The sequence below is a fragment of the Corynebacterium sp. KPL2825 genome, from assembly GCF_037908445.1.
In the GTDB taxonomy this organism is placed as follows: domain Bacteria; phylum Actinomycetota; class Actinomycetes; order Mycobacteriales; family Mycobacteriaceae; genus Corynebacterium; species Corynebacterium kefirresidentii.
The window spans coordinates 73,776-97,078 of sequence record NZ_JBBMGI010000003.1 but is presented as its reverse complement, the minus strand read 5'-3'; the positions used below and the strand labels follow the sequence as shown (position 1 = coordinate 97,078).

Sequence of the window (23,303 nt, the reverse complement as noted above, 5' to 3'; positions counted from 1 at the left end):
AGTTTAGGGGCCCTATATATAAGGAAGGGATTCGCATGGTTCCCGCAGGGGTAGATATATCTGACTTGGCGAATCAGCTCAAAGAGGATGGGGTGGCCTATACGGCCGCGGCGCTTAGTCACAATGCCACACTCAATGCGGATCTGAGCAAGGGGTTGCGGGACGGCGACGGCGTGGCCGTAGTTGATGTAATCGATGTTCGGACCCCCGACGTCCGCGACATTGCCCAAGAGCTTCAAGATGCCACGGGGTTGAACACGGTCATTGTCCAGACCCCACAACATGTCTCTTCGGTTAGTGATACTTATAGTCGAGCCGATATTGAGTCAGTACAGGCGCAACTGCCGCCCGGGCTTGACCAGGTGGACCTTCTGACTAAGTACTACGGAGGACTAGACCAAATCAGCTTCCCGGTGGCAACAGTCGTGGGAGCGGTTGCTGTGATTGCTGTGCTTGTCTTGGTTAGCTCTTTTATGGTGGCAAGCCGACGCAAGTCTGAAGGGCTGTAAGCGGACCCCAGGGGTATGAAAGGCAGGGCGCCTCGACATTGAGCGCTGGATCCGAGATTCCAAGTAACGCCTCTTGAACAAGGTGGAGACTGTAGGAAAATAGGTTTGTTCGAAAAAGTTTTAGATAAGTAGCTGAAACTTTTGCGAACCGTTTTAGGAGGAAAGTAATTTACGTAAAGACCACCAGGGGGTGGGGTAGAGGTGCCGGGCGGCGATGAACAAGTTGCTGTCTCGTTTATCCGTAGGAGTGCTGAAGGCGTCTAAAATTGGGTGCCGAAGCAGGGCCCGTATCCGATGACAAAACGATTAGGGGTGTCGGTGAAAGGTACGGGAAGGGCAGGGGAGGGGCAAAGTAAACCCTTAGGGGTTGACTCGGGGTAGGGGAGTGGTCGGTTTGCTTCCATGCTGTCCACAGGGGCCGGTTTGAAGCGTGTGTCCATCCAGGTGCCGTGTGATTAAAATCACAATAACGGGATGGTAACAAAATCATTGCAGGTTAGGTGCTCATGTTGAGTCATGTGAATTAACTTGACTCACGTGAATTGCGGGAAAATTGTGCGAAGCGGGCGTGTCGTGACGTAAGGTTCGGATGTCGACTCAGGGGACATTTCTTGCTTCCTGGGTTCATGGGCTTAGCCTTGACTGTCACGAGAGAACTCGCACGGGTATGTGGGGAAGCACGCCTCGAGCGAATGATGGAACATCGAGTGGCCGTTCTTGGAAGTCAATGAACCGGGCTCCATCGAAAGAGGTTGGGGATGCAAGTTAAAAACTTGAGCGATTGCAATGTTCGAAAAAATTAAACATCAACCCACCTTCCGTTTATGAGGTGAGACGGGTTCATTAGAACTCCACCGTGTGGAACTTTTGGTGCGAATCTTTCGATAGGGCAGAGCGCGAAGCTCAGAGCCACGAAAGGGGTGCACGGATAGGTCCATAGGGTTTTGGGTCTAGGAACTCCTGTTCACTCCGCCAGGGCCAGCTTCGTGTGGCCTGTTCATGGTTTGTGGCTGCTTGCCCTCGACGGCTCAGGATTGTTAAGGGGCTAGACCTTTTAACAAAGTCAGCCGGCGCCGCGGCGAGTCATGCCAGAACCCGTAGAGCAGTTCTCACGGCGCTCAGTGCAATAGAACGTGATCGGGGCATGCGGAATCTTGGGTTGTAAAACGCATCCTGGAACGTATGTCGCAAATATCGCGAACGAGAATGTGGACTTCGCAGTCATGGGAATTTCTGCTGTGAACATGTGAACAAAGGATATGTGTAGACCTTTTGCGCCAGCCTGTTGATTTTGGGCGAGTAGGCTTTTAATCAATTCAGCCGGATCCAAAGGTGTCTGATTTTCGCTGTTGTGGGGAAACAGTAGCGATTTAAGGCAGTCGGCTGGAAAGCGATAATGGTCAGGTTTTCCAGTTACAGCACGAAAAGTCCCTGGACTGTTGGGTGGTCCATAGAAACAACACGCCCGGAGTGAAGTCTCAGCCAATTGAGGCAGTCCATAACCATTTACCCCTCTAGTGTCTACGGGCGCTTGAGAATAGCTTCGCGTACCTATCTTTATCGTCTCGAGGCGATTTTCTAGTTACCCCGGTTAGACATGCGATAACGCCTGCGTTTGTGCGAAATAGGCAGGCGGGGAGCCCGGGCATTCCTATGCCCGGAAGCGGTGATGGGCACTTCTTAAAGGAACTGTGTGGGTCCAATCTAGGAGTATTTCAGTGGCCACCATTCGCCTTCCGCGCATTCGACATGTTCGCGCTTTCCTTGCTGCGGTAGTAGGTACCGCAGCCGTATCAACTCTTTCTACCGTAGCGCCAGCAGGCGCCGATGATTCACCGGCGGACAATGCTGGTGTAATCCAAGCACACGACTCAGAGCGTGCGGCAATTGACCGCGCGGTTAACAACGCAGACTCTTTGCAGGGGGCTGTTGAGGCTTCGCGTGCAGAGCTAAGTCGAGCGGAAGCTGATGTCGCTGCAGCCGAGGATCGTATCGCTCGGATCCAGAGCCAAATGGAACAAGTTAGCGACGATCCAGGGGCGAATGAAGAGTACCTTGCTAGCCTGCAGGGCGAGTTGGATCAGGCAGACAAAGACAAGCGAGACGCCGAGAATCGTGTGGTGCAAGAGCGTCGAGAGTTAGCACAAGATGAGGCTCGACTGAACGCTACCCAACGGTTTGCGGAGGCAACTTTTGCTCGCCAGCAGGGAGCGGAATCCCAGGAGGCAAACGAAAGCGGTCTTCAGCTCTCTCAGCAGGACACGCTTGATACCGGCCTAAATCCAGTTAATGAGCTTGACAATCAAAAGGCTTCCGACGCCGCGACGGTCAACCCTGAAAACTTGACCGAAGAAATCAAGTCAGAAAACTTTACCGATGAGGTTGTTGGGGAGGGGGTCCCGCAGGTTTCTGCTGGCCCGAACGCGTCCAATAATTCGGAAGAGCGAGGCGCTATCAACCAGGGTGGTACCGCTCCGGAAGCTGAATTTGGAAACGCCCTCAATCAGGGTGCTACCCCGAGGTTTCAGAACGTCGACTTCGCAACTGGGTCCTCTGTAGATGATGCGCTCGGACTTGCGAATGATATCGCTGCTGCAGTTGATGAGGACGATGTGCGCACCCTCATGCAGGGCTCATCTGACTTGCTTGGATTGGGAAGCCCGAACACTGCACCCGCTGCTAGCGCTGATGCGCCTGAGGTGGACGAGGTGACGGAGTCTGACGATGCTATTGCGGGCGCAGATGCTGGGCGTGATGCTCAGATTGAGGCCGTCATTTCCCGTGCTGAATCTCAGGTTGGTGTGCCTTATGTTTGGGGCGGCGGCGATAACAATGGTCCTACCGGTGGGCTCCGAGATGGCGGAGTGGCTGACTCTTTCGGTGATTTCAACCAGTCGGGCTTCGATTGCTCTGGCCTCGTAAAGTACGCCTACGCGGCAGCTGGCCTGGACCTGCCTCACTACACTGGCGCACAGTACCAGCAGGGCAAGAAGGTTCCTCGCGACAACGCGAAGCGCGGTGACCTTATCTTCTACGGTCCTGGTGGCAACCAGCACGTAGCTATCTACCTAGGTGACGGCCAAATGATTGAGGCGCCACAGTCTGGTCAGACTGTTTCAGTAGTTCCAGTTCGCTGGGGTGGCGCTACTCCCGACGTCGTGCGCCTTCTCTAATCTCCAACTTTTGGTTGGTATTGTTTAGGGCATGACTGACGCACAACAGAATGCCCAAAACTTCGACGCCCTCCTCGTCCTTTCTTTCGGTGGCCCGGAAGGAAACGAGGAGGTCGTTCCGTTTTTGGAGAACGTTACCCGTGGTCGAGGCATTCCTCGCGAACGGCTTGAAGTAGTGGGTGAGCACTATTATCACTTCGGAGGCGTAAGTCCGCTCAATGCGCTCAACCGTGAAATTATCGAACATGTCCAAGGTGAGCTGAAAAAACGCGGACATAATCTACCGGTTTATTTCGGCAACCGGAATTGGCATCCCTTTGCCAACGAGACCGCAGAACAGATGTCTCGGGACGGTATCCGTAAAGTAGCTGTGTTTGCCACCTCCGCATGGGGTGGGTACTCCGCGTGCCGGCAATATGACGAAGATATTCAGCGCATGCGCGAACATCTCGCGCAGCAAGGCCTGCCGGAGATTGAATTTACGAAGATTCGTCAATTCTTTGATCATCCGAAATTTGTGGCCGAAATGGCCACTGCCGTAACGGAGGTCTGGGAACAAGTTTCAGCTGATAAGAAGCGGACTACCCGGCTTTTGTTCACCGCGCATTCTGTCCCGGTTGCGCACGATAACGTTGGCGGCGCGGAAGGCGATAAAAACCTCTACTCCCGCCAGGTGGCCGAGGCGGCGCGGTTGGTGGCGTTGCAGGCCGGTATTTCCGATTATGACCTTGTATGGCAGTCACGCTCAGGCAATCCACGCACTCCGTGGCTAGAGCCCGACATTGTTGATCACACCACTGAGATTCACCACAACGAAGGCGTCGACACGGTTGTGGTTTGCCCAATTGGTTTCATCTCCGACCATATGGAGGTTATTTGGGATCTCGATTCCGAGCTGCAGAAGGCGGCCGAGGATATGGGGGTCAGGGTCGTGCGTACCCGTACTGCAGGCCCGACCCCTCGGTTTGCAGAAATGGTGGTTGACCTTATAGAAGAGCTGGAGCATGGCCGCGAGAAGGAAACCAGCGGGCAGGTGACCGTGCAAGGGTGCACGCTCAATGGTGCGCCGTGTGCCGCGGGATGTTGCGATATTTGGTCTCTTTAACGCGCGAACTCCCCGAGTGCATAGGCAACGCCCGTCATGCGGGCCTGCCGGATGTGGCGCCACAAGCGGAGTAACTGCGGGTCAAGGCTGTGATCGTTGATGCGGTCGGTAACCGTTTCGATGATCGCGGCCACTCGGTCGGCGCGGGTGAAGAGTTTGGCTGCTCGGGCCGGCGTTGATTGGGGAAGGCCGGGGGTGTCATAAAAGTCGCTTAAAGTTCCCACGGTGAGGCGGGGGTTGGGCAGCGCTTCAGTGCTATACCCAGTTGCGGCGATAAGGTCAGCGGATTCATTGGTTGCTTGAGCAAGCAGTGCGTCGGCTTCCCCAGGGCTCAGCCAGGCGGGGGCGGGGAGCTGTTGCTTTTCGACGATCACCTGCCACGCGGTGTGGCTGTGGTGGATATGAGGTATGAGGACTAAGTTGCGCGTGGGATTATTGGTGCGAACTATGATTGCTCCGGCGGAACTTTGGATAGCTGCGTGATAGGACTCCGATCCTGCGGGTAGGGCAGGGGGCTCTCCCGGCCCGGAAAGCGCGAGGCGTACAACGGGTTCCGCGCGCTCACCGCGCTTCGCGGTAAGTTCAGCGGTCTCTGCGCGCAGCATCGCTAGCACATCGACGAACGGTGCTTCATCCACACTCTCCGGACGCCCGCCCAGTTCTTTAAGAGCATCTAGCAAATCATCGGTGGTTTCGTGTCCCCACAGCCACGAGCCCAGCCAGACAGCGGTGTTTTGTAAAGGTGACCATACTTCGGCGCGCATATCCATGACGAGCCAGTCTAATAGATAGACTAACGGGCCATGAGTTTTGATCCTTATGGCGGAGACATATTTGCTGGCCACTCGCGGTCGAAGCCGCGTCAATATCCTGAGGTGCCAGCTGAGCCCGGAATGGTAGTGGAAGTACGTGGTGACGAATTTGTGGGTGCTGTCATGGGGGTGGATAAGACCGTTTTCGGTGAGGTAGTTCGCCTTGAGGATCGCCACGGTGTGGAACGCGTTTTTAATTTGGTCAAAGGCGGGTTCCTAGTGGAGGGTAAGCCGGTTACGCTTACCCGGTACGTCGAAAAGCAGGCACCCCGCAAGTCCAACTCCGGTTCCCGCCGCGTAGAAAACGTGGAGGCTAAGGTCGCCGCGCCCTCGCGCATTTGGGTGGAAGGTGTCCACGACGCCGCTATTGTGGAAAAGGTGTGGGGCCACGACCTACGCGTGGAAGGCGTAGTGGTGGAATACCTTGAAGGCCTGGACAATTTGGAAGACCGCTTGGCGGAATTTCAGCCCGGACCCGGCCGCAGGGTAGGTGTGTTGGCTGACCACCTCGTTCAAGGTTCCAAGGAAACCCGGTTAACGGAAACCGTGGGAGAGCATGTCCTAGTCACTGGTCATCCATTCATCGATATTTGGGCAGCGGTGAAGCCGCAGCGCGTGGGATTGCGTGCATGGCCAGAAGTACCTTATGGCGAGGACTGGAAGACCGGAATGTGCAGGCGCGTGGGGTGGAGCGACCCTAAGGACGGTTGGCGTCATGTGTATAACGCCGTGCATTCTTTCCGTGACTTAGATTCCAGTCTGATTGGCGCGGTGGAGCGGCTCGTGGACTTCGTTACGACGCCCGAACTGAGCAAGTCTGATTTGCTCTAAGGCTGGGTAAGATTCGCGCGTTCAATCAGGTTGACGGCCAACTGCCATCCAGCCAACTCCGCGCTCCAGCCGGCCGCCTGGAGGCGCTGCGACATGGCTTGTTTAGAAATCCCTAGCTCTTCGGCGGCCTCATTTTGGTTCAGCCCAGCACGCACGAGTGAGGTAGCCTCGCGCCCCTCGATAGTGCGCTTGTGCAAAACATATCCCAGCAGGGCAAAGGTGGCCGCGATATCGCTTGCCTCGGAAGCGCGGCCACGCTTGTTGATCTTGGCGTAGACCTGGCCCATACGGGCGGACTTCCGCAACGCGGCGGTAGCTATTTGGCGTGCCCCCTCCTCATCTTCTTGGTTGCCGGGGCTTATACCGATGCCGATGGCCCAGTCGCCGTCGGCAAGCAAGGCCATGACGACGTCGCAGACGGCCGTTGCTGAATCAACTACGGCGCAAATATCTTCCACGCCAAGCACATGGAACTCTCCAACGCCAGAAAGAGTTGATAGGGCCGACGCAGAACGCTGGACCAACTCTGCACGACGCACGGAACGGCCACGGTAGCGGGCGTGGACAGCAAGCATGGAAAACCTCCCTCTAAGAACCTAATGCGAAATAGTCTACCGCTCGAACTTGACTTAAGGGCGAGTGGGAAGCCGCGAATCCATATAAAGCCCGCTCGCTCCAATCGCAGCGAAAACCACCATAGCGAGGACGATGCCGGGAGAGGTATGTCCGGTGAGGGTATCGCCGAAGAACACGCCCAAAGCCGTAGTAGGAATAGAACCGACAAGGGTGGCCAAGGTGAAGTGGCTGAGCTTTACCGGAGTAAGGGCAGCAACGTAGTTCAGGAGGCTAAACGGGACGCCGGCTACCATCCGGAGGGAAGCGATGGCCAGCCACCCGCGCCGCTCGAGATGCGCGTTGATTGTGAACACTGCGGGATGGGTCAGGTGCGGGCGGATCCAGGCTCCGAGGAGCTTGCGGACGATAAGAAAGGACAAAGCCGCTGATACCGTCAAGGCGCACAGGGAAAGCGCGAGTCCCTTCCACGGGCCAAATAAGAGTCCTGCGGCTACCGTCCAGAACGTTCGAGGAAAGGGAAACTGGGTAAATATGACATAACCTAGGGTGAAGATGAAAGGGGACCATGCGCCAAATCGGGTGGAGGCATCACGCAGGTGAGCCACATCCGGCAGATCGTAGAAATAAAGCACGGCGAGGAGGGCGATTACTGCAGCGAGAACGGCTATCCACCGCTGCACGGTCCACCGCTGGATTGAGCGCCAAGCGGACCGAGCGAGCGAAAGCAGGAAGTGGCCGAAATTGCGCACCCAACTCAGAAATGTGGTCATGGGGAAATCGTAGTCCTTGAGGGAGTGCAGGATAGAAAAATCCGGCGGCTACCTCGTGGTAGCCGCCGGAAGTCTGTGCCCGAGGGGGGACTTGAACCCCCACGTCCGTTAATAGGACACTAGCACCTCAAGCTAGCGCGTCTGCCATTCCGCCACCCGGGCAGGGTGTTTGTCAGCCTCTCGGCTGGGCACTCCGATACTGTATCTTGCGTGGGGTGTGCTTTACAAATCGCCAGCGTAGGGCGCCGAAAAGTCCATGCGTGAAGGGCGGTGAAATACATGGGTGTAATCCTGCCTAAGCGTCGTACTGGGGTACGACTGTAGTGCGACCATGGCGTGCGGTTACACCACATCGACATCACCTTGTGAGGTGGGGTACAAATGGGTCTATGACTTCTTATGCAGATGACTCCCGCTTCCCTGGACCAGATCCCTACGCACCGCTGCGTGATGTTCCTTCCTTTGTTCTTTCTTCCACCGACGTGGTCGAAGGCGATGAGCTGCAAGAAAAGCTTCGCGCTCCGGAAAGCGTTTCCCCTCAACTTGCGTGGTCCGGTTTGCCTGAAGGCACTAAGTCCCTGGCTGTGACCTGTTTCGACCCGGATGCTCCCACCGCTTCTGGTTTCTGGCACTGGGCGGCCTTCAATATCCCCGTTGAGGTAAGCGAGTTGCCTACCAATGCTGGTGCTGCAGAAGACCTGGGCATTGACGGTGTTATTAGCTTGCGCAACGATTCGGGCGAGCGCACCTACTATGGCGCTAACCCGCCTGCAGGTCACGCACCTCACCGCTATCTGTACGCAGTCCATGCAGTAGACGTGGAGAAGCTCGATATCGACCCAGATGCAACCCCGACTGTGCTCGGTTTCAACCTGCATTTCCACGCGCTCGGCCGTTCCATTTTGTGGGGCTGGTACGAGGCAAAGTAACGGCAAGTAGCTCTAGTGCATCGCAGGCTAGCCCTTCGGCGACCCTGCGGGTCGGCGGCACCTTCATGGTGGTCGCATTCGTGCTGGCTCTCTTCGCGCTAATCTCTGTCTTTTCGGATGGCTGGGGAGCCGACTTCGCATGGACGTATTCGAAGGTGGCTATTGTTGCCGCCGCGTTCCTCGTCGGGGCCTTTAGTACCATGAGTAGAAGCCAGGCGGGAAGCCGCGCCCAGGTTGTGGCATTAGTGGTTGCGATCGTAGTCATTGCGGCGAGCCGCTTCTTACCCGGCGGGATTTTATTCACCCAAGCGCAGTTTTGGGTGGTGTTCTACGCCGGCTTCGCAGTCCTGTGCGCACTTATTCTCAGGCGCAGCGCTATGGCGCAAGCCTAGCCAGTACCGTGTTTAATCAATGAAAGTCCGCCCCCAGCTGCTTAGGGTAGAGCAGGTGGGGGCGGACTTTCTTGTTCAACCAAGAGTCTCTATAGGGATTAATCCACGGGTTTCCATGGCAGGCCAGAGCCAACCGCTTGGGAAATATTGCGCAAGCCGTGGGCGCGGATTTGGGCGGCAATGCCACGGTGGATATCGCGGATCCAATCTGGACCGCCATAGATGAGGCCGGTGTAGCCCTGCAACAAGGAAGCGCCGGAAGTGATGCGTTCCCACGCCTGCTCCGGCGTGGAGATGCCCCCGACGGAGATGAGGGTGAGCTGGCCGCCGACACGCTCATTGAGACGGCGCAGCACCTCCAGAGAGCGCTCGGCTACCGGGGGACCAGATACGCCACCGGCCCCCATTTCCGCTACCTCGGCAGGAGGGGTCTTGAGCCCCTCGCGGGAAATGGTGGTATTGGTCGCTACGATACCGTCGAGACCGAGTTCAAGGGCTAGGTCTGCCACTGCATCTACGTCGGAATCCGAAAGATCGGGAGCGATTTTGACCAACACTGGAACGGCGGTGCACTCTTGCACGGCAGAAAGAATGGGTCGCAGCGACTCCACTGCTTGTAGGTCGCGCAGGCCCGGGGTATTCGGCGAGGAAACGTTGACTACAAGGAAGTCAGCCAAGTCGCCCAATACGGAAGCAGAGCGGCGGTAATCTTCCACAGCGTGCTCGGCAGGGGTGACTTTAGTCTTGCCAATATTGATGCCAATAACATCGCTGTAGCGGCGCTTGCGGAGGTTTTCTGCAGCGGCCGCTGCGCCTTCATTGTTAAACCCCATGCGGTTCAAGATGGCCTTATCGGCCTTTAGGCGAAAAAGTCGCGGTGCAGGATTTCCCGGCTGTGCTTGGGCGGTGACGGTGCCCAACTCCGCGAAGCCGAAGCCAATCGGGGACCAGGTATCAGCAGCGGCGGCATTCTTATCAAACCCAGCGGCTAGTCCCAGTGGGCGGGGAAACTCTACGCCAAAGACCTCTTGGCGGAGCACCGGATCGTTGACCGGCAGCACCTTTGCCAAGGCCCGGTTGGCCGGACCAACCGCCTGGAGTCCACGCAGTGCGGTGTTGATAATTCCGTGGATGCGCTCCGGGCTAAGCTGAAACATGCCACGCAATGCCACTTGGTAGGCCTGCGCGCGCAGTCGATCGATAGTGCTGGTCATGGTGTTAAGACTCCTTCTTCAGGTGCGGGGTGTCCACGAACTGGAGGCCGTGGCCGGTGGCAGAGGCGGCGACGAAGGTGCCATTGTTAAGTACGGCAATGTTTTGTGCATCTGGCACGGTAGAGATATCTCCGCGCAGTTCCGGAACACCTTTATTTAACTCATAGGCATGAGCCTTGTTCGTATCCGTGGCGCTGACCCACGCCAGGTTGTGCTCCTTGTCCCAAGCTACGCCCCATGGGGTGCCATTGACGTTGCCGTATTGGTGCAGGCGAACGACATCATCGGAAGTGTAGATAGCCAAGCGTCCGCCCTCAGTATCGGAGGCAAGAACAACGCCATTGTCGCCCACCGCGATGCTTCCTACACCCTGGCCAACGCGCAGTCGACCGCCCGCGCGATCATTAGTCCAATCCACGTTTTGAATGGTGGAATCCTCGCGGTGAATGCGTACCACTCCATCGTCACCCGTGGAATTGGGCACGGCTAGTAGCTGGTCCGAGCCGGCTTCGACCTCGATGTCACCTTCGCGTTTGCCGTCTTTATAAATGCCAACGGTGCTGGAATCGGCTGAGGTAGCAAAGATCTCGCCGCTGGAAAGCTGGGTGGCAACAGTAACAGGAGTCTCCTCCTCCATACGGACCTCCGCGGGAGAATCCGGGGAGGAGGGATCGATGAGCAGGACCTTTTCCGGGCAGGCCAGTACAAAGCCCGACGACGATGAACTTAGATCACCGCACTCCGCAGAAATGTCTAAAGCAGTTGCCTTATGGCCCGCAAACTCTTTCTGGCTGCCGATAAGGAGCTGGTCCTTAGTGCGCACCGCAAGCGAGTTATCGACAGCAGCAAGGTCTGTGATGTCTTCCTTAAGGTCTACGACGGTGCCCTCCGGGTCCGCCTTGACAGGGGAGGCCGCCGGGGTGGCATTGCCCTTGACCGCGGTTTCCGGATCGGCGCCCACGCCCACATCGGGCTGGCAGGCGGCCAGTGCGGTGGCGCTAAGCGCCAGCAAACTAGAAAAGATCAGTGCGGAGCCGGATTGAGATTTCACGACTCCTAATCCTAACAGCGCGCGTTATAAAAACCCGAAGCCTTGTTCCGCTGTAGTGTGAAGCGGGTGATTTCAAATACCGCAACAGACGCCGTCTCTTGGGCACAGGTCATTGTTTTGTCCATCGTGCAAGGTCTGACCGAGTTCCTTCCGGTTAGTTCCTCTGGTCACCTGCGCATTGTTTCCGAACTTTTTTGGGGCAAGGATGCTGGCGCATCTTTTACCGCAGTCATTCAGCTTGGCACCGAGCTAGCGGTGCTGGTTTATTTTGCTCCCATGATTTGGCAGATACTTACCGGTTGGTTCCGCGGCTGGACCGATAAATCCTCTCGTGGCCAGGACTGGCGCATGGGTTGGATGGTTATCGTTGGCTCTATTCCTATTGGAATCATCGGCTACGCCTTCGAAGATGCAATCCGCGGAGCCCTGCGCAACCTGTGGATCACCGCCGCCATGCTGATTGTTTTCTCTTTTGTATTTATCGCCGCAGAAAAGTTGGGGAAAAAAGAGCGTGGCTTTGAGCAGTTGACTATGAAAGACGCCATCGTGATGGGCCTGTGTCAGTGCCTGGCGCTCATGCCAGGTGTTTCTCGCTCCGGCGGCACCATCTCTGGTGGTCTGTTCTTAGGGCTGGACCGCGAGGTGGCCACGCGCTTTAGCTTTTTGCTTGCCATTCCAGCAGTCCTAGCTTCGGGGCTTTTCTCGCTTCCCGACGCCTTTTCCCCCGCAGCCGGCCAATCCGCTACCGGTCTGCAGCTTTTGGTTGGCACTGGCATCGCTTTTGCCTTGGGTTACGCCTCCATTGCATGGTTGCTGAAGTTTGTAGGTAACCACTCCTTCTCGTGGTTTGCCGCATACCGCATACCCGTTGGTGTACTGGTAATGCTTCTCTTGGCATTGGGAGTCCTACAGCCGCTTTAACAAGCACCGCGTTACTATGGTGGCTATGCAATCTTGGCCAATACCTTCTTTCCGCCCTGTGCCCGGTGATGCGGCGCAGCTGCGCTTGTACGATTCCGCGAATCAAACCATCGCTCCCGTAGAGGTCGCAGGGGATACCGCCACCATGTACGTGTGTGGCATTACGCCCTATGACTCCACCCACCTGGGCCATGCCGCGACATACTTGACGTTTGACCTTATCTACCGCGCCTTTTTGGACGCCGGAAAGAAGGTCCACTACGTACAAAACATCACCGATGTCGATGATCCACTGTTTGAGCGCGCCGAACGCGATGGCGTGGATTGGCGCGAGCTTGGTACGTCTCAGACTGACCTTTTCCGCTCCGATATGGAGTTGCTCTCCGTCTTTCCGCCGCAAGATTATGTCGGCGCCATGGAGGCCGTTGATGAAATCGTGGAGATGGTCCAGAAGCTTCTTGACGCTGGTGCGGCCTACGTCGTAGATGATCCCGAACACCCAGACATCTACGCCTCCATCGAGGCCACTGCGCAATTTGGATACGAGTCCAATTATTCTGCGGCAGAGATGCAGACCTTTTTTGCCGAGCGTGGCGGCGATCCAGACCGCCCAGGAAAGAAGAACCCACTTGATGCACTCATCTGGCGCGCTCACCGCGAGGGAGAGCCCGCTTGGGAGTCGCCCTTTGGTCCTGGCCGTCCGGGCTGGCATATTGAATGCTCCGCTATTGCCACCAATCGTTTAGGTTCGACCTTTGATATTCAAGGTGGCGGCAGCGACCTGAAGTTCCCTCACCACGAATTTTCCGCCGCCCACGCCGAGGCGGCCCTGGGTGTGGACCGCATGGCAAAGTTTTATGTACACACAGGCATGATCGGCCTCGACGGGGTCAAGATGTCTAAGTCCTTGGGCAACCTCGTCTTCGTCCACAAGTTAGTAGGAGCAGGCGAGGAGCCGTCCGCTATCCGTCTCGGCGTCTTCGCTGGGCATTACCGCGACGAGCGGGATTGGTCGGATGAAGTGCTCGAAGAGGCAAAGCACCGTCTGTCCGCGTGGCGGGAAGCAGTGGCTACGCCAGGAAGCATGGCGGGGGCACAAGGGGTCGTCGCCAAGCTGCGCGCGGCGATCGCCAATGACCTCGATACCCCGGCGGCGCTGGCTGCTGTGGATAAGTGGTCGCAGGCTGAGCGAGGCACAGACGAAGAAGGAGCGGGCGATTTGGTTCGCACTGCACTAAATTCACTCCTCGGCGTGCAGGTTTAGCCAAGATAGGGCAGTATCTACAGCATGAGCATTCGCGCCGATTTCCAGCCCACCGTAGATGAGTTCATAAGTGATCTGAAGTCCTTTGCCACCGGCGATTACCTCAAAGAGGAGGAAAAGGAGTTCTGGGAGGCTCCGTTTGATGCCAGCGTGCTTCCGGAGCTGCGCGGTCACCTTGAGAATATGCTCGATGGGCTGGATGCCCTTCCGGATGATCCAGATGGCCCGCAGCTGGTAACCGTGTTGTCCAAGACCGTTCGTGCGTTGGCCGATTTTAATCGTGCCCAGCACGACGCTGTCCTCGAGCCGGAAGAGAAGGAAGAGCTATCTGAGCTTATCTACAATGCCTGCGCGGCAACTGGAGCAGATGACGAAGCTCTATCGCACATTCCAGAACTAGACTTTTAGTTCTTGTCCTCCCGCTTTTTGAGCGCCGGCCCGCGGCATATTCGCAGCCAGGCGCTTACTTCTGTGCCCTTAGCGCATGGTCGGTTTCACCCCACAGCCTTTTTAAAGAGAAAGTTAGTTTTATTCTCGTGCAGCACCCCGATGCCGTTTCTGGTCTGACAAAGCCCGCCGCCATTTTCTGGGACATGGATGGCACGCTCACCAATTCGGAGCCGCTTTGGGCGGAGGCAACGTTCTATCTCTCGGAGCTCCTGGGGAAGCGTTTAACTCCCACCCAGCGCCTTGCCACTGTGGGGGCGACTTTTGAGACGACCTTGGGGATTTGCGCAGATAATGCGGGGGTGACACTGCGGCCCGGTGACAGCGATCGATACCGCGCTCGGATGTTTGACTATGTCAAAGGTCTTTTCGCTCGCAAGCTGGAGATTTTCCCTGGCATTCCTGCGTTGCTGCATGAGCTGAAGGCGGATCGCGTGCCAATGATGGTGACGACTAATACCGAGCGCAACGTCGCCGATGCCGCCATTAGCGCGTTGGGGTGGCAGTACTTTGTCGATACTATTTGCGGGGATGAAGTGCCTGCCGGGAAACCTGCACCGGATATGTACCGCGAAGCGGCCCGCCGCATCGGAGCTAAGCCCGCAGATTGCTTGGTATTTGAAGATTCCGCCAACGGAATGCGCGCCGCAGTTGATGCTGGCTGTGTAGTCATCGGCTTGCCCGAAGATGACGAGGTGGAGGTTCCGCCGGAGGTCACCGAGGTCTCCCAGCTCCGCAACTCGCGGCACCTCGCCGGTGCCCGGGCCTCCGAGGTCTATGAGTGGTTTAGCAAGATTTCGGAATAGCGGTAGGACTTCAGGGTTTTACTACATTCCCTAACTACCTGTGGAACAATAGGTAGCCGTGAAGAACTTTGAGAACCTTTTTGCTGAATTATCCGAAAAAGCTGCCCAGCGCCCCGCTGGTTCTGGCACCGTTGCCGCATTGGATAAAGGCGAGCATCACATAGGCAAAAAGATCATCGAAGAAGCCGGGGAAGTGTGGATCGCCGCAGAGTATCAGTCTGATGCTGAGCTAGCAGAAGAAATGTCTCAGCTGCTCTATTGGATTCAGGTCATGATGCTCAAGCGGGGGCTTACCCCAGAAGACATCTACAACTACCTTTAAACAGCGCCCCACGGGACGGAAGGATCCACATGATAAAGATTGCTGTACCGAACAAAGGCTCATTGTCAGAATCCGCCGTGGAGATTCTTACAGAGGCCGGCTACAAGGGGCGTGGACATTCCAAAACACTCAACGTGGTTGATGCGGATAACGGGGTTGAGTTTTTCTTCTTAAGGCCCAAAGATATCGCCATCTATGTCGCCCGCGGTGTTTTGGATCTGGGTATTACCGGTCGCGATTTAGCTCTCGACTCAAAGGCGAGCTTTGATGAGGTTCTGCCATTAGGGTTTGGAGGATCCACTTTTCGCTATGCAGCCCCGCAGGGGGAGGAGTGGGATATCTCTCAACTGGATGGTCGCCGGATCGCGACCTCTTACCCCAATCTTGTCCGTGCGAACCTTGCCGAGCATGGAATTGAGGCCGATGTTATTCGGCTAGACGGAGCGGTAGAGATCTCCATCCGGTTAGGCGTTGCCGATGTCATTGCTGATGTCGTGTCAACTGGTACTACCTTGCGCCAACAAGGGTTGGCGCCGTTCGGCGAGCCGATCATTGAGTCCGAGGCGGTAGTAATCAAGCGCACAGGGGTGGACGTTAGCGAAGAAGAGCAGGTGGTGCTCGACCGCATGCAGGGAATTTTGCACGCTCGCACCTATTTGATGATCGATTACAACATCGCTCAATCTAATCTCGATGAGGCCACTGGTACTACTCCCGGGTTGACGGGTCCTACGGTCTCGCCCTTAGCGCGTGAGGGCTGGGTGGCGGTGCGCGCGATGGTTCCCAAGAAAAACGCCAACCAAGTCATGGACCGACTTTCCCAACTCGGTGCGGAGGCAATCTTGGCTTCTGATTTACGCATCGCCCGCTTTTAGGGGGAGCGAATTTTCTGGGTCGGCCCAAATAGATTCAGTCGTGGCTAACATTAGCGCTTGAGGTTACTCATCCGAATATAAGTCTCGACAGGCAAAGGAGCCGAGCCATCATGGCAAAGTCCTCTAAGAAAGAAGAAAAGGACACCAAGTCTGCAGCAAAGGACGTGAAGAAGAAGGAAGCTGATACTTCCACTCACGCTGCACAGCAGAAGGTGGCCGAACAGAAGGCACCTAAGAATTCCAGCAAGAAGACTCGCACCGAGACCGACCTTCTTGGCTCTTTGGAAGTTCCAGCGGACGCTTACTACGGTGTGCACACCGTTCGCGCTATGGAAAACTTCCAGATTTCTTACGTGACCATCAACACCATCCCGCACTTCATTCGCGGCATGGTCCAGGTCAAAAAGGCGGCTGCCATGGCAAACCGTCGCCTTCACGTGTTGCCTAAGAAGAAGGCCGAAGCCATCATCTGGGCTTGTGACCAGATCCTGGAAGAGGGCCGCTGCATGGACCAGTTCCCACTGGACGTTTTCCAGGGTGGTGCTGGTACCTCGCTGAACATGAATACCAACGAGGTCGTTGCCAACCTCGCTCTGGAATACCTTGGTGAGGAGAAGGGCTCTTATGACATCATCAACCCCAATGATGATGTGAACATGTCCCAGTCCACCAACGATGCTTACCCGACCGGTTTCCGCCTGGGTCTGCATGCAGCGGTTGACCACCTCATTGAGCGCATGGATGGCCTGCGCGCCGCGTTCCAGGACAAGGGCAATGAATTCCAGGACATCCTAAAGATGGGCCGTACCCAGCTTCAGGACGCTGTTCCGATGACCTTGGGCGATGAGTTCAAGGGCTTTGCCAATAACCTGAACGAGGAACAAGCATTGCTGCGTGATGCTCAGCGCCGACTGCTGGAGATCAACCTGGGCGCAACCGCGATTGGCACCGGCGTTAATACTCCTGCCGGCTACCGCCACCAGGTCACCGCAGCCTTGTCTGAGGTTACGGGCTTGGAAATGAAGACCGCACGCGATCTCATTGAAGCAACCTCTGACTGTGGTGCTTACGTGCTGCTGCACGCAACCATCAAGCGCGCAGCGATGAAGCTCGCCAAGATTTGTAATGACCTGCGCCTGCTGTCCTCCGGCCCTCGCGCTGGCCTGGCTGAGATTAATCTGCCAGCCCGCCAGGCTGGCTCCTCCATCATGCCGGGTAAGGTAAACCCGGTTATCCCGGAGGTTGTCAACCAGACCTGCTTCAAGATCTTCGGCAATGATCACGTCGTCACCATGGCCGCTGAGGCAGGCCAGCTGCAGCTAAACGTCATGGAGCCGGTCATCGGCGAAGCACTGTTCCAGTCCATTCGTATCATGGGCAACGCCGTCGATGCACTGCACGAAAAGTGCGTCACGGGCATCACCGCCAACGCGGATGTGTGCCGCGCCTACGTAGAAAACTCCATTGGTATCGTCACCTACCTGAATCCGTTCATCGGCCACCACAATGGTGATTTGATCGCTAAGGAGTCCTTGGAGACCGGCAAGGGCGTCAAGGAACTCGTCCTGGAGAAGGGCCTGCTGGATGAAGCAACCTTGAACAAGGTTCTGTCCGTAGAAAACCTCATGCACCCAGAGTTCCGAGGCCAGCTCTTCATCGACGAAGACTAAGCCCACAGCGCTTTTGGAGCAGCAGGGCAAAGTGCCCGCGCAGTAGGCCCCCGCAGTTGCCGCCACTTTTACTTCACATGGAAGTAAAAGAAGGCGGAGGCTGCGGGGGTTTGTGCATGGTGAAGGAGCACTATTCACATTCATCTTTTATCCCTCTGTACAGGGACAATGCGCCTTAGAATACCGGTCATTTTATAGCGGAATCCTTATTTTATGTGGGAATCAACACAAACAGGCAATTTGAATGAATAAATCACCACAGCGGGTGCAAAATAGAAGATGTTGAGGACGGCATGCACTCTCTATGGAGATGCGTGCCCATAGTTTGCATAGAGAGCGTATGGAGTACGTCCATGGTTATTGTTCATATAGTCATCGTTCTCGCGGCCATCGTTTTGGGTGCGAGAATTGGATCAATTGGTATCGGTATGGCCGGCGGCCTCGGCGTGTTGGCGCTTGGTCTCACCGGTGTTCCCATTACTAGGGAAGATATCCCCTTCGATGTTATCGGCATCATCATGACCGTCATTGCTGCTATCGCAGCAATGCAGCGAGCTGGCGGTATGGACTATTTGGTGCACATTGCAGAGAAGTTCCTGCGCAAAAACCCAAAGCGGATCACGTTCTACGCGCCAATTGTGACGTGGCTAATGACGGTTCTCGCTGGCACCGGGCACACTGCGTTTTCTACTTTGCCGGTTATCGTCGAGGTAGCTAAAGAGGGTAAGGTTCGTCCTTCACGCCCGCTATCCATCGCGGTAGTTGCCTCTCAGATGGCAATCTGTGCTTCGCCCATTTCGGCAGCCGTGGTGTTGCTCGCTAGCCTGCTAGAGCCGACTGGGGTGGGCTATTTGCAGGTACTGGCGGTCGTTATTCCGGCGACATTCCTGTCTATCTTCCCAGCTGCCTGGGTAGCTAATAAGTTTGGCAAAGAGCTTGAAGATGATCCGGTTTACTTGGAGCGCAAGGCACAAGGCCTGGTCAAGGAACCACTCGGCGCAGGGAACTACTCTCCGCAGAAGGGTGCCAAGGCTTCTGTTCTCGTGTTCTTGGTAGCCATCATCATCGTGATGGCGTGGGCCACCCTGACCTCGGAGCAGGTGGGGCTTATCGCCGACCCGACCCTTCCACGTAATGAAGCCATTATGACGGTCATGCTCACCGCTGCCACCATCATCGTTATGATGACCAAGGTCCCGGCTGGAGATGTTTTGAATACGCCGGTCTTCAAGTCCGGTATGTCCGCATGTATTTGTGTGCTGGGCGTGGCTTGGCTGGGCACCAGCCTTATCAACCACTACATGGACGATATTCAGTCTATGGCTGGCAGCGTTATTGAATCTTCGCCGTGGCTGCTCGCAGTGGTGCTATTCTTCGCTGCAGCGTTGCTGTACTCGCAAGCCGCTACGACCAAGGCCCTTATGCCGGCAGCCCTTGCCCTGGGAGTAAGCCCCATTACCGCAGTCGCTGCGTTCCCGGCGGTGTCCGCTCTGTTTATCCTGCCGACTTACCCAACCTTGTTGGCAGCAGTGGAGATGGACGATACCGGCTCGACTCGTATCGGCAAGGCCGTATTCAACCACCCATTCCTGATCCCAGGTACGGTCAGCATCGTGCTCTCGGTTCTCTTGGGCTATGCATTCGGTTTCGTCCTCCTATAACTAGAGGAAGTTAAAACCATCTCCAAGGCGCCCTTCAGGGCGCCTTTTTGGTTGCAGCATCAGCGGGCAACTTAATTCATTTCACTTTCTTGTCTAAATGAGCCTTATTTAACTCAATCGCTCGGTAGGCTTAGGCCATGACTACTCAGCTATCCGATGTTGAAATTGCCCAAGCCCACCAACTGCAGCCGATCACGGAGATTGCCGCCAAGGCGGGCATTCCTTCCGACGCCGTGATTCCCTACGGCACCACCAAAGCCAAGGTAGATATCACCAAGGTTGACTATTCCAAGGAAAACCGGGGCCAGCTGGTGCTTGTCACCGGCGTATCACCTACCCCTGCCGGCGAGGGAAAATCCACCGTTCTCATCGGCTTGACCGATGCCCTAGACCAATTGGGCAAGAAAGCGATAGTTGCCCTGCGAGAGCCCTCCCAAGGGCCAGTGATGGGCATTAAGGGCGGTGCGGCTGGCGGCGGCTATGCACAGATTGTGCCCATGGAGGACATCAATCTGCACTTCACCGGGGATTTTCACGCGATTACCTCCGCAACCAACACCTTGGCCGCCATCATTGATAACCACATACATCAAGGAAACGCGTTGGGTATCGACCCACGACGAGTAACGTGGCAGCGGTGCATGGACGTCAACGACCGTGCCTTGCGCAACGTGGTCACTGGACTGGGCGGCCCAGCCCACGGCGTACCCGCTGAAACCGGTTTCACCATTACTGCCGCTTCTGAAATCATGGCCATTTTGTGCTTGGCCACAAACCTTGAAGACCTGAAGAAACGTCTTGGCGATATCACCATCGGGTTCACCTACGATCAACGCCCTGTTACCGCGCGTGACCTGAACGCAGAAGGTGCGCTCACGGCACTGATGCGTGATGCCCTTAATCCGAACCTCGTACAGACCCTCGGCGGGGTACCAGCCTTGGTACACGGTGGACCATTCGCCAATATTGCCCACGGTTGCAACTCCCTATTAGCAACTCAAACCGCTCTACAATTCGGCGATATTGTCCTGAGCGAAGCTGGCTTCGGCTCCGATTTGGGCGGGGAAAAGTTCGTCGATATCAAGGCACGCTTTGGCGATCTGGATGTTGCCGGTGCGGTTGTTGTTGCCACCATTCGTTCGCAAAAATACAACGGCGGAGTAGCCAAAGATAAGCTCACGGAAGAGAACCTAGATGCGCTCAAGGCGGGCATTGTCAACCTTGAGCGCCACGTAGAAAATCTGCGCAAATTCGGTATCAAGCCAGTGGTAGCGCTCAACCTCTTTTGGTCGGATACGGAGGCGGAACGCGAGTTTATGCGGCAGTGGGCCAAGGACTTTGGAGTGGCCTTGGAAGAAGCCAACGTCTGGTCCGAGGGCGGTGCAGGTGCGACTAAGCTGGCAGAGACCTTGCTGGAGAACCTGCAGGGCGGTGCCAAGCAGCTCTACGATCCGCAGCAAGGAATTGAAGCCTCCATCGAGACCATTGCTCGCGAGATTTATCGCGCCGACCGCGTGGAGTATGGAGCAAAGGCGCTTAAAGATCTGAAGTACATCCAGGACAATGGCTGGGACAAGCTACCCGTGGTCATTTCCAAGACTCAGTATTCCTTCAGCGATGATGCATCTGAATTGGGTGCGCCGGAAGGCCATACGCTGCATGTCCGTGAATTGCTGCCGCGCACCGGCTCAGGCTTTATCGTTGTGCTTACCGGCAATGTTATGACGATGCCGGGGTTGCCAAAGAAGCCAGCGGCCAACAACATAGACGTCGATAAGGACGGCACTATCTCCGGACTTTTCTAAGGCCGCGTGGACCTAGTCCTTGTTATCCGCCGCGGAACCAGGCCACCCTGGATACTGCGGCGGCGTGCCGCCGAATTCGGGGCAGAGATCCTGGTGGGCACACCAGCCACATAGCTTGGAGGGCTTGGGGCGGAAATCCCCGGCGCGCCCATCGGCTTCAATTTTGGCCCACAACTCGCCGAGATCGCGCTCGAAGTACTCCAGCTCCTCTCGGTTTGGGCTAAGAAACATCGAGTCCAAGACCTTGAGGTACATAAGCCGCAACTGGTGGGGGATAGTGCCTAGAATGCGCCAGTAGACTAGCGCGTAGAAACGCATTTGGAATTGGGCATCTTGTGAATAGCGGGGCAGTGGTTTCTTGCCGGTTTTATAGTCAACGACGCGGACCTCGCCCGTCGGCGCGCGATCCACTCGGTCGATGAAGCCACGAACGGGAACGCCATTGGGAAGAACTGTGTTGACGTACATCTCGGTTTCTTGGCAATCAAAGCCCTGTGGGTTTTCCATCTGGAAATAGCCTTTGAGCAGTTCTCTGGCGGAAACGAAGAAGTCATAGGTGTCTTCTTCTGGCACGAGCTCGAGCAGTTCCGCGTCCTTTGCGGTCATGTCTGCCCACGAGGGCTTAATCATCTTTACTGCGGCAGGATAGGTGCGCTCTGCGCGCGGTAGCTTATGCATTTCTTCCAGTACGGCATGCACTAGGGTTCCTTTGACCTGTGCAATGGTTTTGGGTTCGGGCAGCTTGTCAATGGCCCGGAAGCGATAGAGCAGTGGGCACTGCTTGTAATCGGAAGCGCGCGAGGGTGACAGGGCAAGCGGGCGGGGTGTCGATGAAGTAGCCATGGTGTATCTAGCCTATCGCCGTGCGTTTCGTGGCAAGCTAGGAGGTATGAGTTATACCGAAGAATTCCTTAATTTCATCGCCGCTTCTCCTTCCTCTTATCACGCTGCGGAGGAGGTATCCCGCCAATTGCGCGAGGTGGGATTTGATCTACAGGATGAGAGTGAGGAATGGTCGGCCGCACCAGGTGGCCACGTGATGGTGCGCGGTGGCGCGGTAGCGGCTTGGTATGTACCACAGGAGGCGGATAAGAATTCTGGTTTTCGCATCGTGGGGTCACATACGGACTCGCCGGGCCTGGTGCTCAAACCCACGCCGGACTTTTCGGCGGCGGACTGGCAGCAAGTAGCAGTAGAGGTCTACGGCGGGGCGCTACTGCATACCTGGTTTGACCGAGAGTTGACCGTCGCTGGCCAGATTGTGACTAAGGACGGCACGCGGCATGTGGTAAATACTGGCCCTGTCCTGCGCCTGCCGTCTTTGGCCATCCACCTGTACCGCAAGGATGAGTTCAAACCAGACCGACAGCACAATATGCAGCCTGTCTTAAGCGTCGGTGACCCAGAGGCATCGATCTTGCAGGTAGTGGGGGAGAAGGCGGGCGTCGGCAAGCAGGATATTGCATCCTTCAACCTGATTACGGCCGATGCCGCCCGAGGTGAGGTCTTTGGGGCAGGAGAGCAGTTCATTGCAGCCGGGCGCATGGATAATCTTTCTTCTGTACATGCCTCCTTGGCGGCGATGAAGAATGCTGCCAAGGACTATCAGGGCAAGGATATTTTGGTCATGATGGCCTTTGACCACGAAGAGGTAGGTTCCAGCTCCCGCTACGGTGCGGGCGGGCCTATTCTGGCGGACGTCATTACTCGAACGGCCCGGGCACTGGGAGCTAACGAGGAGGAACGCTTCCAGATGTTTTCCCGCTCGAGTTGTGTGTCGGCCGATGCGGCACATTCGGTGCATCCCAATTACGTGGACAAGCACGATCCCACGCACCACCCGATAATCGGCAAGGGCCCAGTGACCAAGATCAACGGCAACCAGCGCTATGCCTCCGATGCCACCACAGTGGCGTTGTGGGAAGCAGCGTGCGACAAGGCTGGCGTGCCGGTGCAGCGCTTTGTGGGCAATAATGACGTGCCGTGCGGATCGACCATCGGTCCCATCACCGCAACCCGTTTGGGCATCGACACCGTGGATGTGGGCGTGCCCATGCTGTCGATGCACTCGGCGCGTGAAATGGTGGGCGAGCGGGACCAAGTATGGCTTGCACAAGCGCTTGAGGCATACTTGGTGGGATAGTAATCGCAACCTCGAGGAGTCTTGAGA

22 protein-coding genes and 1 tRNA gene are annotated in these 23,303 nt (G+C 56.4%); 16 read left to right on the top strand and 7 right to left on the bottom strand.

Going from position 1 to position 23,303, the window contains the following annotated elements; all coding sequences use genetic code 11:
• The first annotated feature begins 35 nt into the window (after positions 1-35).
• The 3 genes from WMQ00_RS03395 (at position 36) to WMQ00_RS03385 (ending at position 4,787) form a co-directional block, all read left to right on the top strand.
• Entirely contained in the window at positions 36-509 is a 474-nt protein-coding gene (locus tag WMQ00_RS03395) for an Rv1476 family membrane protein (RefSeq protein WP_340440665.1), read from the top strand.
• A gap of 1,718 nt (positions 510-2,227) precedes the next feature.
• A complete protein-coding gene (locus WMQ00_RS03390; RefSeq protein WP_023021530.1) occupies positions 2,228-3,682 on the top strand; it encodes an NlpC/P60 family protein in 1,455 nt (484 codons plus the stop codon).
• A gap of 31 nt (positions 3,683-3,713) precedes the next feature.
• Positions 3,714-4,787 (top strand): ferrochelatase, encoded by a 1,074-nt coding sequence (locus WMQ00_RS03385; RefSeq protein WP_023021531.1) that lies wholly within the window; start codon positions 3,714-3,716, stop codon positions 4,785-4,787.
• Here the strand turns inward: WMQ00_RS03385 and WMQ00_RS03380 are convergent.
• Positions 4,784-5,557, bottom strand: a complete 774-nt coding sequence (locus WMQ00_RS03380; protein ID WP_049378154.1) for a hypothetical protein — start codon at positions 5,555-5,557, stop codon at positions 4,784-4,786. The two genes, WMQ00_RS03385 and WMQ00_RS03380, sit on opposite strands and share 4 nt — an antisense overlap.
• A gap of 33 nt (positions 5,558-5,590) precedes the next feature.
• On the opposite strand from WMQ00_RS03380, the gene WMQ00_RS03375 reads away from it, so the two are divergent.
• Positions 5,591-6,430 (top strand): DUF3097 domain-containing protein, encoded by an 840-nt coding sequence (locus WMQ00_RS03375; RefSeq protein WP_034655356.1) that lies wholly within the window; start codon positions 5,591-5,593, stop codon positions 6,428-6,430.
• On the opposite strand, the gene WMQ00_RS03370 is transcribed toward WMQ00_RS03375, so the two are convergent.
• From WMQ00_RS03370 to WMQ00_RS03360, 3 genes are all read right to left on the bottom strand, one after another.
• The gene (locus tag WMQ00_RS03370; RefSeq protein WP_023021534.1) at positions 6,427-7,005 is read right to left on the bottom strand and encodes a hypothetical protein; all 579 of its coding nucleotides are present in this window, start codon (positions 7,003-7,005) and stop codon (positions 6,427-6,429) included. The two genes, WMQ00_RS03375 and WMQ00_RS03370, sit on opposite strands and share 4 nt — an antisense overlap.
• A 54-nt stretch (positions 7,006-7,059) precedes the next feature.
• A complete protein-coding gene (locus WMQ00_RS03365; protein WP_023027855.1) occupies positions 7,060-7,776 on the bottom strand; it encodes a TVP38/TMEM64 family protein in 717 nt (238 codons plus the stop codon).
• A 76-nt stretch (positions 7,777-7,852) separates the two neighbouring features.
• Positions 7,853-7,938, bottom strand: a tRNA-Leu gene (locus WMQ00_RS03360).
• A 227-nt stretch (positions 7,939-8,165) separates the two neighbouring features.
• Here WMQ00_RS03360 and WMQ00_RS03355 point away from each other — a divergent pair.
• Together WMQ00_RS03355 and WMQ00_RS03350 are read left to right on the top strand one after the other, a co-directional pair.
• Entirely contained in the window at positions 8,166-8,705 is a 540-nt protein-coding gene (locus WMQ00_RS03355) for a YbhB/YbcL family Raf kinase inhibitor-like protein (protein ID WP_049378151.1), read from the top strand.
• A gap of 65 nt (positions 8,706-8,770) precedes the next feature.
• Positions 8,771-9,097, top strand: a complete 327-nt coding sequence (locus WMQ00_RS03350) for a hypothetical protein (RefSeq protein ID WP_023021537.1) — start codon at positions 8,771-8,773, stop codon at positions 9,095-9,097.
• Positions 9,098-9,195: 98 nt separating this feature from the next.
• Here the strand turns inward: WMQ00_RS03350 and WMQ00_RS03345 are convergent, their stop codons facing one another.
• Positions 9,196-10,311 carry a quinone-dependent dihydroorotate dehydrogenase gene (locus WMQ00_RS03345; protein ID WP_049378150.1) on the bottom strand — a complete coding sequence of 372 codons (1,116 nt, stop codon included), beginning with the start codon at positions 10,309-10,311 and terminating at the stop codon, positions 9,196-9,198.
• Positions 10,312-10,315: 4 nt separating this feature from the next.
• Positions 10,316-11,362 carry a hypothetical protein gene (locus tag WMQ00_RS03340; protein ID WP_049378149.1) on the bottom strand — a complete coding sequence of 349 codons (1,047 nt, stop codon included), beginning with the start codon at positions 11,360-11,362 and terminating at the stop codon, positions 10,316-10,318.
• Positions 11,363-11,428: 66 nt separating this feature from the next.
• On the opposite strand from WMQ00_RS03340, the gene WMQ00_RS03335 reads away from it, so the two are divergent.
• The 9 genes from WMQ00_RS03335 (at position 11,429) to WMQ00_RS03295 (ending at position 21,133) form a co-directional block, all read left to right on the top strand.
• Positions 11,429-12,283: an undecaprenyl-diphosphate phosphatase gene (locus WMQ00_RS03335; protein WP_049378148.1), complete on the top strand. Its 855-nt coding sequence runs from the start codon at positions 11,429-11,431 to the stop codon at positions 12,281-12,283.
• Between the two features lie 25 nt (positions 12,284-12,308).
• Entirely contained in the window at positions 12,309-13,547 is a 1,239-nt protein-coding gene (mshC, locus tag WMQ00_RS03330) for a cysteine--1-D-myo-inosityl 2-amino-2-deoxy-alpha-D-glucopyranoside ligase (RefSeq protein ID WP_034655822.1), read from the top strand.
• Positions 13,548-13,571: 24 nt separating this feature from the next.
• The gene (locus tag WMQ00_RS03325; protein WP_023021542.1) at positions 13,572-13,955 is read left to right on the top strand and encodes a hypothetical protein; all 384 of its coding nucleotides are present in this window, start codon (positions 13,572-13,574) and stop codon (positions 13,953-13,955) included.
• Between the two features lie 128 nt (positions 13,956-14,083).
• Positions 14,084-14,800, top strand: a complete 717-nt coding sequence (locus WMQ00_RS03320; RefSeq protein ID WP_023021543.1) for an HAD family hydrolase — start codon at positions 14,084-14,086, stop codon at positions 14,798-14,800.
• 58 nt (positions 14,801-14,858) lie between these two features.
• Positions 14,859-15,122: a phosphoribosyl-ATP diphosphatase gene (locus WMQ00_RS03315; protein WP_023021544.1), complete on the top strand. Its 264-nt coding sequence runs from the start codon at positions 14,859-14,861 to the stop codon at positions 15,120-15,122.
• 29 nt (positions 15,123-15,151) lie between these two features.
• Positions 15,152-15,997, top strand: a complete 846-nt coding sequence (hisG, locus tag WMQ00_RS03310) for an ATP phosphoribosyltransferase (protein ID WP_049378147.1) — start codon at positions 15,152-15,154, stop codon at positions 15,995-15,997.
• A 110-nt stretch (positions 15,998-16,107) separates the two neighbouring features.
• Positions 16,108-17,667 (top strand): aspartate ammonia-lyase, encoded by a 1,560-nt coding sequence (aspA, locus tag WMQ00_RS03305; RefSeq protein WP_023027852.1) that lies wholly within the window; start codon positions 16,108-16,110, stop codon positions 17,665-17,667.
• A 353-nt stretch (positions 17,668-18,020) separates the two neighbouring features.
• Entirely contained in the window at positions 18,021-19,328 is a 1,308-nt protein-coding gene (locus tag WMQ00_RS03300; RefSeq protein WP_023021547.1) for an anaerobic C4-dicarboxylate transporter, read from the top strand.
• Between the two features lie 137 nt (positions 19,329-19,465).
• Complete coding sequence (locus tag WMQ00_RS03295; RefSeq protein WP_023021548.1) at positions 19,466-21,133, top strand: formate--tetrahydrofolate ligase; 1,668 nt, start codon at positions 19,466-19,468, stop codon at positions 21,131-21,133.
• A gap of 12 nt (positions 21,134-21,145) precedes the next feature.
• Here the strand turns inward: WMQ00_RS03295 and WMQ00_RS03290 are convergent, their stop codons facing one another.
• Complete coding sequence (locus WMQ00_RS03290) at positions 21,146-21,976, bottom strand: RecB family exonuclease (RefSeq protein WP_049378144.1); 831 nt, start codon at positions 21,974-21,976, stop codon at positions 21,146-21,148.
• A gap of 46 nt (positions 21,977-22,022) precedes the next feature.
• Between WMQ00_RS03290 and WMQ00_RS03285 the strand changes: the two genes are divergently transcribed.
• A complete protein-coding gene (locus WMQ00_RS03285) occupies positions 22,023-23,276 on the top strand; it encodes a M18 family aminopeptidase (RefSeq protein WP_049378143.1) in 1,254 nt (417 codons plus the stop codon).
• Positions 23,277-23,303: the final 27 nt, after the last annotated feature.